This is a genomic window from Rhodoferax sp. BLA1 (genome assembly GCF_013416775.1).
Taxonomy (GTDB): Bacteria; Pseudomonadota; Gammaproteobacteria; order Burkholderiales; family Burkholderiaceae_C; genus Rhodoferax.
The window spans coordinates 361,351-373,502 of record NZ_SZVI01000012.1 but is presented as its reverse complement, the minus strand read 5'-3'; the positions used below and the strand labels follow the sequence as shown (position 1 = coordinate 373,502).

The following is a 12,152-nucleotide window of genomic DNA, read 5'->3' as shown; positions in this document are numbered from 1 at the left end:
AGGCGGCGGGCCAGGTGTTCACCTTAGCCGAGTCGCACACCGGTCTGGACATCAAACCAGTTGTTGTGGCGGCTGCTGATGGTCAGGCCCACGTTGTCACCCACGGCCACCGGGGTGCTCGGCGGCACACGCACATTGATCAGCCCGGCACCAGTTTGGACCACCACATAGGTGTCAGCGCCGGTCGGCTCCACCAGCGTGACCTCACCGCGCCAGGGCGCATCATCAGCCAGGTGGATGTGCTCCGGGCGCTGGCCCAGGGTCACCGCCCCGGCCACCGGTGCGGGCAGCTGCAAAACCCCTCCTTCAAAGGAAAATTGGCCATCAGCCCTTGTACCACTTGCGTTACCTGTTATGAAATTCATAGTGGGTGAACCAATGAACCCGGCCACATAGGTGTTGACTGGCTGGCGGTAAATCTCGTAGGGGGTGCCAATCTGCTGCAGTGTGCCGTCCTTCAACACCGCGATGCGGCTGCCCAGCGTCATGGCCTCGATCTGGTCGTGCGTCACATACACGCTGGTGATGCCGCTGAGCAGGTGCAGGCGTTTGATCTCGGCACGCATCTCCACGCGCAACTTGGCGTCCAGGTTGGAGAGCGGCTCGTCAAACAGGAACAGCTGCGGGTCACGCGCGAGCGCCCGGCCCATGGCCACCCGCTGGCGCTGACCACCCGAGAGCTGCGCCGGGCGGCGCTCCAGCAGGTGCTTGATCTGCAGCAAGGCGGCCACCTCGTGGATACGGCGGGTGCGCACATCGAGCGGGATCTTGCGCATCTCGAGCGCAAAGCCGATGTTCTGCGCCACATTCATGGTCGGGTACAGCGCATAACTCTGGAACACCATGGCGATGTCGCGCTGCGCCGGTGGCATGTCGACCACGTTTTTGCCACCGATCCACAACTCCCCTTCGGTGGGCGCCTCCAGCCCGGCCAGGATGTTGAGCAGGGTCGATTTGCCACAGCCCGAGGGCCCGACCAGAATCAGAAACTCGCCCGGCGCCACATCGATGTTGATGTGGCTGAGCACCTCAATCGCGCGGGGACCTTTGCCGAACACCTTGCGAATGCCCGCAATGTGGAGTGAAGCTGCCATGTTCTTATCCTTTGACGGCACCAGCAGTCAAGCCTTTGACGAAATACTGGCCAGCCAGCACATAGACCAGCATGGTGGGCAGGCCGGCAATGATGGCGGCGGCCATGTCCACGTTGTAGTTCTTGACGCTGCTGCTGGTGTTGGCCAGGTTGTTGAGGCCCACCGTGATCGGCTGGCTGTCGGCACCGCTGAAGGCCACCCCAAACAGGAAATCGTTCCAGATGTTGGTGAACTGCCAGATCAGCGTCACCATCAAAATCGGTGTGGACATCGGCAACACGATGCGCCAGAAGATGCGCCAGAAACCCGCACCGTCCAGACGTGCGGCGTTGACCAGCTCGCGCGGGATGGCGCTGTAGTAGTTGCGGAAAAACAGCGTGGTGCCCGCCATGCCCGCCAGGCTGTGCACCAGCACCAGCCCGAACACCGAGCTCGACAGGCCCAGATCCCCCAGCACCTGGCTCATCGGCAACAGCACCACCTGGAACGGCATGAACACACCAAACAGCAGCAAGCCAAACAAGAACTCCGAGCCCCTGAAACGCCACAGACTCAGCACATACCCGTTGACCGCGCCCCAGGCGGTGGAGATCAGCACCGCAGGCACCACCATCGTCACCGAGTTCAAAAAATAGGGTTGCAGACCCCGGCAGTCGACCCCGGTGCAGGCGCTGGACCAGGCCAACCGCCAAGCATCCAGGTTCAGCCCTTTCGGCAAACTCACCAGGTTGCCGGAACGGATTTGCTCGGCATCTTTGAAGCTGGTGACCAACATCACATACAAAGGCGCCAGAAAAAACAGCGCCGCCAGCAGCAACACGCCGTACACCAGCAGACGCGACAACAGCAACAATTTGGCATTCATGCGTCTTTGCCCGAGCATGGGGTATGTGTGGGAGCACCCATGGAACTGGCTACGCCTGGCCATAGGGTGCGTCCCCCCGTCAGGGGGGAAGACGCGAAGCGGCTCAGGGGGCTCATCTTTTTTCGCGCAGCTCGCTGTAAAGGTAAGGCACCACGATAGCCGCCACAGTGGCCAGCATCATGGTGGCGCTGGCTGCCCCCAGGCCAATCTGGCCACGCGTGAAACTCATGGTGTACATGAAGGTGGCGGGCAGGTCCGACGCATAACCCGGCCCGCCCGCGGTGAGCGCCATCACCAGGTCAAACGCCTTGATCGCCAGATGGGACAAGACCAGAATGGTCGAGAACACCACCGGGCGCAACATCGGCAGGATGATGCGCCAGTAAATGCGCGGCAAGCTGGCGCCGTCGATCTGCGCGGCCTTGATGATGTTGTCATCAATACCCCGCAGGCCCGCCAGGAACAGGGCCATGGCAAAACCGGTGGACTGCCAGATGCCGGCGATCACCACGCAGTAAATGGCGGTGTCGCTCTGCACCAGCCAGTCAAAACCGAACGATGTCCAGCCCAGGTCGTGCAAAAGTTTCTCCAGGCCCAGGCTGGGGTTCAGAATCCATTTCCAGGCGGTGCCGGTGACGATGAAGGACAGCGCCATGGGGTACAGGTAGATGGTGCGTAACACGCCTTCACCCCTGATCTTCTGGTCCAGAAACACCGCCAGCAGCAGGCCCAGCAGCATCGAGCCGCCCACATACAGCAGGCTGAAAAGAACCAGGTTTTGGAGCGCAACGTGCCAGCGTTCCATGTCCCACAGGCGCACATACTGTTCCAGCCCAACAAACTCATCGTAGTTGGGCAACATGCGTGAGTTGGTGACCGACAGCACACCGTTCCAGATCATCAGCCCGTAGATGAAGGCAAACCCCAGCACAAAGCCTGGCGCAACCACCAGTTTGGGCAATAGGTTTTCAAGGGACTTCATAGGCAGCACACTGTGCCGAGCCTGGAGGGCCTGTTCGCGCTGCGTCTGCACAAGACCGCGCGGGCTGGGTGCTCTGCTGCGCTCGTGTCCTCCGGCCTTCGGCCTCCCCCTTTACCTCGCTTCGCAGAACACCCAACCCACTCGGTCCGATACGCTGGAGTTGCCAGACTTGCACACCACGCTGTCAGCTGCAGGGATGGGGTGCGTGTCATAGCGAAGTCAAGGAGGAGCCCGCAGGGCGGGGGACATGAGCGGTGACACATACCCCAGCCCTGCAGCGGGCGATCACCACCAACGCCACCAACCATCGCCGGGAGCAAACGCCGCAAAAACCGTTGTCTCAACATGTGTGCTCGATTCACTGCGTCGCCGCCGCCTTGGCGATGCTTTTGACACCCTCGGCCACGCTGATCTTGTCGTTGTTCCAGAACTGGCTCACCGCGTCTTTGATCGCGCCCTCGATGGCGGGTTTGACCGCCATGCCGTGGGAAATGGATGGCACCAGGGAGCCCGCCCTGCCAGAGGTGGCAAAGTCTCTGGCAGACAGCTTGGCGCAGTCGTCAAACTTGCTCATGTCCATGCCCAGGCGCACCGGAATCGAGCCCTTGCTCAGGTTAAACGTCTGCTGGAAGGTGGTGCCCATGAGGGCGGCCGCCAGATCGGCCTGGGCTTGTTGCGCCCCGGCGCTTTTGAGCTTGAACATGACAAACGAGTCCAGATTGAAGGTGTAGGCATTGGTGCTGCCCGGCGCGGCGGCACACAGGTAGTCCTTGCCGGGCAACTTGCCTGCGGCGCTGAACTCTCCCTTGGCCCAGTCCCCCATGATCTGGAAGGCGGCCTTGTTCTGGATCAGCAGTGCGGTGGCCAGGTTCCAGTCGCGCCCCGGGGCGGCCGGGTCGGTGTAGGCCTTGAGCCTGCGAAAGGTTTCCAGCGACTTGGCCATGGTCGGGCTGTTCAGGGCGGCAGGGTCGAGCTTGACCAGCGCGTCCTGGTAAAACTTAGGCCCACCCACCCCCAGCAGCACCGACTCGAAGACGGTGAGGTCCTGCCAGTTCTGCCCGCCATGCGCCAACGGGATCAAACCGGCTTTTCTGACCTTGTCTGCGGCGGCAAAAAACTCGTCCCAGGTCTTGGGCATGCCTGCCACACCGGCCTTTTTGAGCACCGCCGTGTTGGCCCAGATCCAGTTGACGCGGTGCACATTGACCGGTGCGGCCACATAACTGCCCCGGTATTTCATGCCGTTGGCCACCACCGGTGGCAGCAGGCTGTCCCACTTTTCGGCTTTGGCGGTGGCATCCAGGTTGGCCAGCACGCCCTCGTTCGCCCACTCCTGGATCGCCGGACCCTTGATCTGGGCGGCTGCGGGCGGGTTGCCCGCGATCACGCGGCTTTTGAGCACGGTCATGGCGTTGTCACCACCGCCCCCGGCCACCGCAAAGTCTTTCCAGCTGTGGCCCTGGGCCTGCATGGTCCTCTTCAACTCGGCCATGGACCGGGCCTCGCCGCCCGAGGTCCACCAGTGCAGCACCTCCACCTCACCCGCCAGCACGCATCTACCAGCCAGCAGGCACAACACGGCAAGCGCTGTCGGGATTCGTTTGACCATGTCCACTCCTGAAAATCGATCCAGGCAGACGCACAGCGCCACCCGAATTAATTAATTGTTAATTAATAAAACACCCAAACAATGCGGGCTTACCCTTGTTGCTGTTGCTGCAGATCAAGCTTTCCTGCTCACAAGCTGGCGCGCATCTCCTGAAACACCTGCCAGAACACCGCGTCCTGTGTGGTGCAGAAGTTGATGCGCATCAGCGTGCCGGGCGCCCGATTGGCATGAAACAGCGAGCCCGGCGCCAGCAGGTAACCCAGGTCCAGCATGCGTTGTGCCAGCGCGTCGGTGTCGACCCCGGTGTCGACCCAGCCAAACAGGCCCGCCGGTGGCGCGACAAAGTGGCACCCCGCCGCCAGCGCCAGCGTCGCACTGCGCCCCCGCGCCTGGGCCAGCCGGGTGCGCACCTGCTGGGCATGGCGGCGCAGCTGGCCCTGTTCGATGCACCAGGCCAGCGCTTTCTCGAGCAGCGCCGGGGTGGTCAGGGTGGCCAGCAGCTTGGTGTCGAGCAGTTGTTCGTACAGATGGGTGGGTGCGGCGAGAAAACCGATGCGCCAGCCGGGCGCCAGGATTTTGGAGAAACCACTGACGTAGATGGTGCGCTGCAGACCGTCCAGCGCACTCAGCCGGGTGGCGTGTTCGGGCGCCAGGTGGCTGTAGGTGTCGTCCTCCACAATCACAAAGTTGTGCGCGCTGGCCAACTGCAACAAGCGGTGCGCACTGCCCGGGCTCAGGCAAAAACCGGTCGGGTTGTGCAAGACACTGACGCTGACAAAGAGCTTGGGTTGGTGCAACTCACAGTACCGCGCCATCACCGCCAGGTCCGGCCCGTCCGGCCCGCGTGGCACCGGCAGGATGCGCATGCCCAGGGCGTCGAGCCGGGCAAACTCGATGGCCCAGCCGGGCTCCTCCACCATCACACAGTCACCGGTGCGCAGCAGGGTGCGGCTGACGATGTCGAGCGCGTGGGTGGCCCCCACGGTGGTGATGATCTGCTGCGCGGTGGCCGGAATCGCCAGCGCCGCCAGCCGGGCCGAGAGCGCCTGGCGCAGCCCCGAGTCTCCGGCGGGTTCACCATACTGCAGCGACAAGGCGCGCAGCTGCGCACCACTGCTGACACGGCGGATGGCGGCGGGCAAAAAACCGGTCTCCAGCCAGTCCGGCGGGAAGGCGCCCAGGCCGGGCTGGGGTTTGTCGCTGCCACGCTGGAACATGCCACGGATCAGTGCGGTGGCGTTGACCGGCACATGCTGCGCCGCAAAAACGCTGCCAACCGAGCTGGCACCGGGCGGCATCAGATCCACATTTTTTGTAGCAACCTGCCCTTTATCTACAAGGGCCAGCGTGCGATTTCTGACAAAAAAGCCGCGGTTTTTGTGGGCCTCCACCAGGCCCTGCGCCAGCAACTGGTCGTAGGCCGCCACCACCGTGCTCGGGCTCACGTCCTGCTGCTGCGCACACAAACGCACCGAAGGCAGGCGGCTACCCGCAGCCAGCAGACCGCTGTTGATGCGCTCTGCCAGGCGCGCCGCGAGTTGTGCGGACAAGGACTGTGACCGGGTTCTGACCAACATCGTGTGTACTCCCTCCAAGGTTGCCAACACTTCAACCCAGCTGGCTTGCCACCACACGGTGGCGGCAGCTGTGTTGCCAATACAGACAATACAGTAGTCTGAAATGTCTTTTTAAGTGTACTGCAGCTGTATTGTTTTTGGCACTACATTTGTGGCCATGATGGGCTTTTCTCCCCCCGCTGATCACCACCCCAAGCGCCGCGCTGTGACGGCACGATGCTGCACGGATCAGCAGGATTCAAGCCAAATTTGCCTCCAGCCCTTACGACAAAAGGACCAATAGCTATGACAAATGGAGCACACCCATGAAAACGCTGGGCCTGATCGGTGGCATGAGCTGGGAGTCCACGCTGCCTTATTACCAGCACATCAACCAAACGGTGAAAGAAACCTTGGGGGGCTTGCATTCGGCCAAACTGATCCTGTACAGCGTGGACTTTGCCGAGATTGCGCAACTGCAGGCAAGCGGTCAATGGGATGCGGCGGGCGCTTTGCTGGCAGATGTGGCGCGCAAGCTGGCGCACGCCGGGGCCGACGCGCTGGTGCTCTGCACCAACACCATGCACAAGGTGGCCCCGGCCATCGAGGCTGCGGTCGACATCCCCTTGTTGCACATCGCCGACCCAACCGCACAGGCCATTCAACAAGCCGGGCTGAACACTGTCGGGCTGCTGGGCACCCGTTTCACGATGGAGCAGGACTTTTACCGCGCCCGCCTCGAGAGCCGTTTTGGCCTGACGGTGCTCACACCGCCGCCTGAGGCGCGCAACGAGGTGCACCGGATCATCTTTGATGAGTTGTGCCTGGGCCAGGTGCAAGCGGGCTCGCAACACACCCTGCAGCACATTGCCGCGCAACTACAAGCGCAGGGCGCACAAGCCATCATCCTGGGTTGCACCGAACTGGCCATGAGCCTGCAGCCACAGCACCTCAGCCTGCCTCTGTTTGACACCACCGCCCTGCACGCCCGCAGCGCTGCGTTGTGGGCGCTGTCTTGAAAGTTTGCTTTTGAAAAACACCCACCACGAAACCCTGGGCATGTGGCTCGGTGTGCTGGGTGTTGCCATCTTTGCGGTGACGCTGCCGATGACGCGCCTGGCCACCGGCACCGCGCAGGCGCCTTACCTCTCGCCCTGGTTTGTGACCTTTGGGCGGGCGGTGCTGGCAGGGGCCTTGTCCCTGGTGTTTTTGCTGGCCACCCGCTCGCCCCTGCCCACCCCGGCGCAGCGCAAGCCGCTGGTGATGGCGCTGTTGGGCAATGCCATCGGTTACCCGCTGCTGCTGGGGTTTGCGTTGTTGCATGTCAGCTCCGGCCACGCGGCGGTGATCACCGCGCTGCTGCCGCTGAGCACGGCGGCGGTGGCCGCTCTGGTGTTGCACCAGCGGGCGCGGCTGGGTTTTTGGTTGTTTGCCGCGCTGGGCAGTGGCCTGGTGCTGGTGTTTGTGTTGTGGCGCAGCCACAGCCAGGGCCACGGTTTTGGCCTGGCCTGGGCCGACCTGTTGCTGCTGGGTGCGGTGTTATCTGCCTCGGTGGGCTATGTTTACGGTGCGCAGGTGACGCATGCATTGGGCGCCGAGCGGGTGATCTGCTGGGTCTGTGTGATGGCGCTGCCACTCACCGTGCCCGGTGCGCTGCTGACCTGGCCCAGCCACAGCGTGCCCAGCTCAGCCTGGCTGGGCCTGGTGTACGTGGGTGTGTTTTCGATGTGGGCCGGTTTTTTTGCCTGGTACCGCGGCATGGCGATGGGTGGCGCACTGCGCGTGAGCCAGACCCAGCTGTTACAACCATTTTTGAGTATCCTGGCCGCCGTGCCCTTGTTGGGTGAGCCGCTGGAACTGGCCACCCTGGGCTTTGCCCTGGCCGTGATCACCACCGTTTTTCTGGGCAGGCGTTTTGCCAGGCCTGCCCCTGTTGTTGTTACCCTCGTCGCCTCAAAGGAACCTGTATGAACGCACCCCTGCCCCCAGATTGTCTGAACTCACCCTGGCAACTCGCCCGCCGCGCCGAGCGCATGAACCCGTCGGTGATCCGTGAGATCCTGAAAGTGACCGAGCGCCCCGGCATCATCAGTTTTGCCGGTGGCCTGCCGTCGAGCAAAACCTTCCCGGTGGCCGAGTTTGAGGCCGCCTGCGCCCAGGTGCTCAAGGACGACGCGGCGGGTGCACTGCAATACGCCGCCAGCGAAGGTTTCGCCCCGCTGCGCCAGATGGTGGCCGAACAACTGCGGACCAAGGCCGCCGCAGCGGGCCACACCTGGGAGGTGGACCCGGCGCAGGTGCTGATCACCACCGGCAGCCAGCAGGGGCTGGACCTGGTGGCCAAGGTGCTGGTGGATGCGGGCAGCAAGATTCTGGTGGAGTCGCCGACCTATCTGGGGGCGGTGTCGGCCTTTATCCCGATGGAACCGGACGTGGTGAGTGTGGCCAGCGATGAGCAAGGTGTGGACATCAGCGACCTGCGGACCAAGGCCGCCGGGGCGCGTTTCCTCTATGTGTTGCCCAATTTCCAGAACCCGACCGGCAACACCATGAGTGAGGCCCGCCGCGCTGCGCTCAGCACAGTCGCTGCCGAGCTGAACCTGCCGCTGATCGAGGACAACCCCTACGGCGACCTGTGGTTTGACACCCCACCCCCTGCGCCCCTGACCGCCCGCAACCCGGACGGCTGCATCTACCTGGGATCTTTCTCCAAAGTGCTGGCACCCGGGCTGCGCCTCGGTTTTCTGGTGGCACCCAAAGCGGTCTACCCCAAACTGCTGGAGGCCAAACAGGCGGCCGATTTACACAGCCCGGGCTTTAACCAGCGCATGATTGCCCAGGTGATGCAAGGCGGTTTTCTGGATCGCCATGTGCCCAAGATCCGTGCGCTCTACAAGGCCCAGCGTGATGCGATGCTGGAGGCGCTGGCGCAGCACTTTGGCCCCGTGCCCACCCAGGCCAGTGCGGCCACGCTCGACAGCCGCCTCACCTGGAACTGCCCGGCCGGTGGCATGTTCTTGTGGGCACGCCTGCCCCAGGGCCAACGTGCGGTGGACCTGCTGCCCCTCGCGGTGGACCAAGGCGTGGCCTTTGTGCCGGGCGCGCCGTTTTACGCCGATCACGGCGACGAGCGCACACTGCGCCTGAGTTTTGTGACACCCAGTGTCGAAGAGATCCATCGTGGGGTGGCGGCACTGGCCCGCGCCATCGCGCAACAACAGACAGGAGCATAAACATGGTGCACATCTGGGGACGGTTGAGCTCCATCAACGTGCGCAAGGTGGTCTGGGCCGCCCAGGAAACCGGTGTGCCCTTCACCCGCACCGACGCGGGCCTGACTTTTGGGGTGGTGAAAACCTTTGACTACCTGCGCCTGAACCCCAACGCCCAGGTGCCCACGCTGCAGGACGGTGAGCTGGTGTTGTGGGAGTCCAACGTGATCGTGCGTTACCTGTGTGCACGCTACGCCCCGGCCTTGTACCCGCAGGAGCTGGCCGCGCGTTTTGATGCCGAACGCTGGATGGACTGGCAACAAACCAGCCTCAACCCCGCCGGCAGCCCGGCCTTCATCCAGTGGTTTCGCACCGCGCCAGAGCAGCGCGACCAGAGTGTGATCACCAAGTCGGTGGCCACCATGACCCCGTTGCTGCTACTGCTGGACCAGCATCTGTCACAACGCGCCTACGTGGGGGGTGACAGCTTCGGCATGGCCGACATCCCGGTGGCCTGTGATGTACACCGCTGGTTTGGCCTGCCCCAAACCCGCCCAGAGTTGCCCAACCTGGAACGCTGGTATGCCCAGATCATGGCCCGCCCGGCAACTCGGGGGGTGCTGGACTTGCCCCTGGCTTGACACCTTGGAGTTGTGCCCATGATCACCAGAGCCTTCAAACAAGTCGACGTTTTCACCGACACCGCCTACCTCGGCAACCCGCTGGCCGTGGTGTTGGACGGCTCGGGGCTGGACTCCAGCGACATGCAGCACTTTGCACGCTGGACCAACCTGTCCGAGACCACTTTTTTGCTGCCACCCACGCCAGAAGCTGCGGCAAAAGGTGCCGACTACCAGGTGCGCATCTTCACGCCCGGTGGTGAGTTGCCGTTTGCTGGTCACCCGACACTGGGCACCTGCCACGCCTGGCTGCAAGCGGGTGGCCAGCCCAAGTCACCTGACCATGTGGTGCAGGAATGTGGCCAGGGGCTGGTGCGCATCCGCCGCGATGGCCGCCGCCTGGTTTTTGCCGCGCCGCCGTTGCAACGCAGTCTGCCCAGTGCCCAACTGCTGGCCGATGTCAGCGCCGCACTCGGCTTGGCGCCGCAGCACATTCTGGCCAGCCAGTTGCTCAACAACGGGCCACTGTGGTTGGGCCTGTTGCTCGATGACGAGGAGCTGCTTCTGGCGCTGGAGCCTGACCACGCCGCGCTCAAGGCTTTGGGGCAAAAAGTGGGTGTAGCCCATATAGATCAAGGGTCAACAGCTACACCACTGATAGCGCGCTCCAACCGCGAGGCACGCGCCTTTGGTCCACGCACCAGCACACCCGGCGCAGCCCCGGGTGTGGCCCAGGCACAGGTGCGCGCTTTTGCGGCACCGATCGGTGTCAACGAAGACCCAGTCACGGGCAGCCTCAACGCCAGCCTGGCCCAGTGGCTCATCACCGAGGGGCTGGCCCCCAGTAGCTACATCGCCACCCAGGGCACCTGCCTGGGGCGACACGGCCAGGTGATGGTGTCACAAGACGGCCAAGGCCAGGTCTGGGTGGGGGGCGATGTGGTGACCTGTATCGACGGGACGGTGACGCTGTAGACCTGCACCCAAAAAGCGCCTGGGATGGCCCGGGTGCGGTGATTTTTCAGGTGATGGTCACCAAAAAGTGACCCCAACAACATCACAAGGATGCAAAATCAAAGTTGCTGACTGGCAGTGCGCGCCACACTTCAGCACCGGTGTCGGCGCAAACTGCTGTTCATGGAAAGCACTCAGAGCAACACAAACATGGACTACCAAGAACGATTTACCGACCGCGATTTGGAAAAAATCGTTGATGAAGGCCTGATTTACATGTGCGCCTGCCCGGCGCAGGTGGCCGATGCCATCCGCAAACTCCGCGCCCTCTACCGCTACCAGTACCACTGCATCAACGACCCGGACAACCAGTCCGAGGTGCACCAGACCATTGCCCAAAGCGCGATCCACGCCCATGCCCACCTGCAGGACTGTCTGGACCAGATCTTGACCCTCGAAAAATGGGACCGGGCCACACTGACCATGCCCGCCAACCTGCGTGTCAGGCAGGCCAAGGCCATGCTCTCGGAGTAGACCCACCCGACGCTACGCTTGCATCAGACACGAAAAAAGCACCCGAAGGTGCTTTTTTTGTGTCCGCGTGGGCCGACAGGCACGAGGCCTGCGGCACATCAGGCCTTTTTGCTGACCGCAGCGGCGGCGCTCAGGGCGTGTTCGGTGACCGCAGCGACATTGCTTTCAGCCAGGGCGAGTGCCTTTTTGGCGGTGCTTTGGGCCGACTCGATGGCGTTTTGGCTGGATGCCAGAGCGCTTTTGAGCACCGCCACGGCCGACTCGGTGCCAGCCGGTGCGTTCTTGGCCAGGCTGTCAATGGCCTTGGTGAAAGTCTTTTGGCTCTCTGCGGCCTGGGCTTCAAATGCCTTGGTGAACTCGGCACTGGTTTCAACTGTGATGCCGTACACGTGGCGGCTGTAGGCAGCTGCTTTTTCAGCGCTGGGGCCAATCAGACCGGATTGCAAGGCCATCACTTGCTGCAGGTCTTTGGCTGCCAGCAGGCTTTGGGCGTGGCTGAAGGACTCGGTCAGTACCGCTTTGGCAGCGGCCAGATTGAGTTCAACCAGTTTTTCGAAGCCAGAGAAGGCCTTGGTGGACAGGCCGGTGACAGCGTCCAGGTTGGTCTTGTTGGCGGCGGTGATTTGGTCAGCGGTGATAAACATGGCGGCGTCTTTCAGGAAGAGGTTGATGAACCAGGGATGCTTTGCAAACTTATGTTGCAGTGCAGCATGACTAAATTATAGG

General features: G+C 62.8%; 12 protein-coding genes. 6 read left to right on the top strand and 6 right to left on the bottom strand.

Going from position 1 to position 12,152, the window contains the following annotated elements:
• Nucleotides 1–23: 23 nt before the first annotated feature.
• From FDG13_RS14545 to FDG13_RS14525, 5 genes are all read right to left on the bottom strand, one after another.
• Complete coding sequence (locus FDG13_RS14545) at nucleotides 24–1,094, bottom strand: ABC transporter ATP-binding protein (protein ID WP_180129123.1); 1,071 nt, start codon at nucleotides 1,092–1,094, stop codon at nucleotides 24–26.
• Nucleotides 1,095–1,098: 4 nt separating this feature from the next.
• Nucleotides 1,099–1,959, bottom strand: coding sequence for a carbohydrate ABC transporter permease (locus FDG13_RS14540; protein WP_180129122.1), 861 nt, complete (start codon nucleotides 1,957–1,959; stop codon nucleotides 1,099–1,101).
• A gap of 112 nt (nucleotides 1,960–2,071) precedes the next feature.
• Complete coding sequence (locus FDG13_RS14535) at nucleotides 2,072–2,941, bottom strand: carbohydrate ABC transporter permease (protein ID WP_180129121.1); 870 nt, start codon at nucleotides 2,939–2,941, stop codon at nucleotides 2,072–2,074.
• 358 nt (nucleotides 2,942–3,299) lie between these two features.
• Nucleotides 3,300–4,550 carry an ABC transporter substrate-binding protein gene (locus tag FDG13_RS14530; protein WP_180129120.1) on the bottom strand — a complete coding sequence of 417 codons (1,251 nt, stop codon included), beginning with the start codon at nucleotides 4,548–4,550 and terminating at the stop codon, nucleotides 3,300–3,302.
• A gap of 128 nt (nucleotides 4,551–4,678) precedes the next feature.
• Nucleotides 4,679–6,127, bottom strand: coding sequence for a PLP-dependent aminotransferase family protein (locus FDG13_RS14525; protein WP_180129119.1), 1,449 nt, complete (start codon nucleotides 6,125–6,127; stop codon nucleotides 4,679–4,681).
• Nucleotides 6,128–6,432: 305 nt separating this feature from the next.
• On the opposite strand from FDG13_RS14525, the gene FDG13_RS14520 reads away from it, so the two are divergent.
• From FDG13_RS14520 to FDG13_RS14495, 6 genes are all read left to right on the top strand, one after another.
• The gene (locus tag FDG13_RS14520; RefSeq protein WP_180129118.1) at nucleotides 6,433–7,125 is read left to right on the top strand and encodes an aspartate/glutamate racemase family protein; all 693 of its coding nucleotides are present in this window, start codon (nucleotides 6,433–6,435) and stop codon (nucleotides 7,123–7,125) included.
• Nucleotides 7,126–7,165: 40 nt separating this feature from the next.
• Nucleotides 7,166–8,077 (top strand): DMT family transporter, encoded by a 912-nt coding sequence (locus FDG13_RS14515; RefSeq protein WP_180129495.1) that lies wholly within the window; start codon nucleotides 7,166–7,168, stop codon nucleotides 8,075–8,077.
• On the top strand, nucleotides 8,074–9,339 hold the full coding sequence (locus FDG13_RS14510; protein WP_180129117.1) for a PLP-dependent aminotransferase family protein: 1,266 nt from the start codon (nucleotides 8,074–8,076) through the stop codon (nucleotides 9,337–9,339). The genes FDG13_RS14515 and FDG13_RS14510 overlap by 4 nt, the downstream gene beginning before the upstream one ends.
• Before the next feature lie 2 nt (nucleotides 9,340–9,341).
• Nucleotides 9,342–9,959, top strand: coding sequence for a glutathione S-transferase family protein (locus FDG13_RS14505; RefSeq protein ID WP_180129116.1), 618 nt, complete (start codon nucleotides 9,342–9,344; stop codon nucleotides 9,957–9,959).
• An 18-nt stretch (nucleotides 9,960–9,977) separates the two neighbouring features.
• The gene (locus FDG13_RS14500) at nucleotides 9,978–10,913 is read left to right on the top strand and encodes a PhzF family phenazine biosynthesis protein (RefSeq protein ID WP_180129115.1); all 936 of its coding nucleotides are present in this window, start codon (nucleotides 9,978–9,980) and stop codon (nucleotides 10,911–10,913) included.
• A 189-nt stretch (nucleotides 10,914–11,102) separates the two neighbouring features.
• Nucleotides 11,103–11,426, top strand: a complete 324-nt coding sequence (locus FDG13_RS14495) for a hypothetical protein (protein ID WP_180129114.1) — start codon at nucleotides 11,103–11,105, stop codon at nucleotides 11,424–11,426.
• A gap of 98 nt (nucleotides 11,427–11,524) precedes the next feature.
• Here the strand turns inward: FDG13_RS14495 and FDG13_RS14490 are convergent, their stop codons facing one another.
• Nucleotides 11,525–12,070, bottom strand: a complete 546-nt coding sequence (locus tag FDG13_RS14490) for a phasin family protein (RefSeq protein WP_180129113.1) — start codon at nucleotides 12,068–12,070, stop codon at nucleotides 11,525–11,527.
• Nucleotides 12,071–12,152 lie beyond the last annotated feature (82 nt).

Excerpts from the sequence above, each read along its gene's own strand:
- FDG13_RS14490 (WP_180129113.1), bottom strand. The coding sequence starts at position 12,070 with ATGTTTATCACCGCTGACCAAATCACCGCCGCCAACAAGACCAACCTG.
- FDG13_RS14530 (WP_180129120.1), bottom strand. The coding sequence starts at position 4,550 with ATGGTCAAACGAATCCCGACAGCGCTTGCCGTGTTGTGCCTGCTGGCT.
- FDG13_RS14500 (WP_180129115.1), top strand. The coding sequence starts at position 9,978 with ATGATCACCAGAGCCTTCAAACAAGTCGACGTTTTCACCGACACCGCC.
- FDG13_RS14520 (WP_180129118.1), top strand. The coding sequence starts at position 6,433 with ATGAAAACGCTGGGCCTGATCGGTGGCATGAGCTGGGAGTCCACGCTG.
- FDG13_RS14545 (WP_180129123.1), bottom strand. The coding sequence starts at position 1,094 with ATGGCAGCTTCACTCCACATTGCGGGCATTCGCAAGGTGTTCGGCAAA.
- FDG13_RS14540 (WP_180129122.1), bottom strand. The coding sequence starts at position 1,959 with ATGAATGCCAAATTGTTGCTGTTGTCGCGTCTGCTGGTGTACGGCGTG.
- FDG13_RS14525 (WP_180129119.1), bottom strand. The coding sequence starts at position 6,127 with ATGTTGGTCAGAACCCGGTCACAGTCCTTGTCCGCACAACTCGCGGCG.
- FDG13_RS14495 (WP_180129114.1), top strand. The coding sequence starts at position 11,103 with ATGGACTACCAAGAACGATTTACCGACCGCGATTTGGAAAAAATCGTT.
- FDG13_RS14535 (WP_180129121.1), bottom strand. The coding sequence starts at position 2,941 with ATGAAGTCCCTTGAAAACCTATTGCCCAAACTGGTGGTTGCGCCAGGC.
- FDG13_RS14505 (WP_180129116.1), top strand. The coding sequence starts at position 9,342 with ATGGTGCACATCTGGGGACGGTTGAGCTCCATCAACGTGCGCAAGGTG.
- FDG13_RS14515 (WP_180129495.1), top strand. The coding sequence starts at position 7,166 with ATGTGGCTCGGTGTGCTGGGTGTTGCCATCTTTGCGGTGACGCTGCCG.
- FDG13_RS14510 (WP_180129117.1), top strand. The coding sequence starts at position 8,074 with ATGAACGCACCCCTGCCCCCAGATTGTCTGAACTCACCCTGGCAACTC.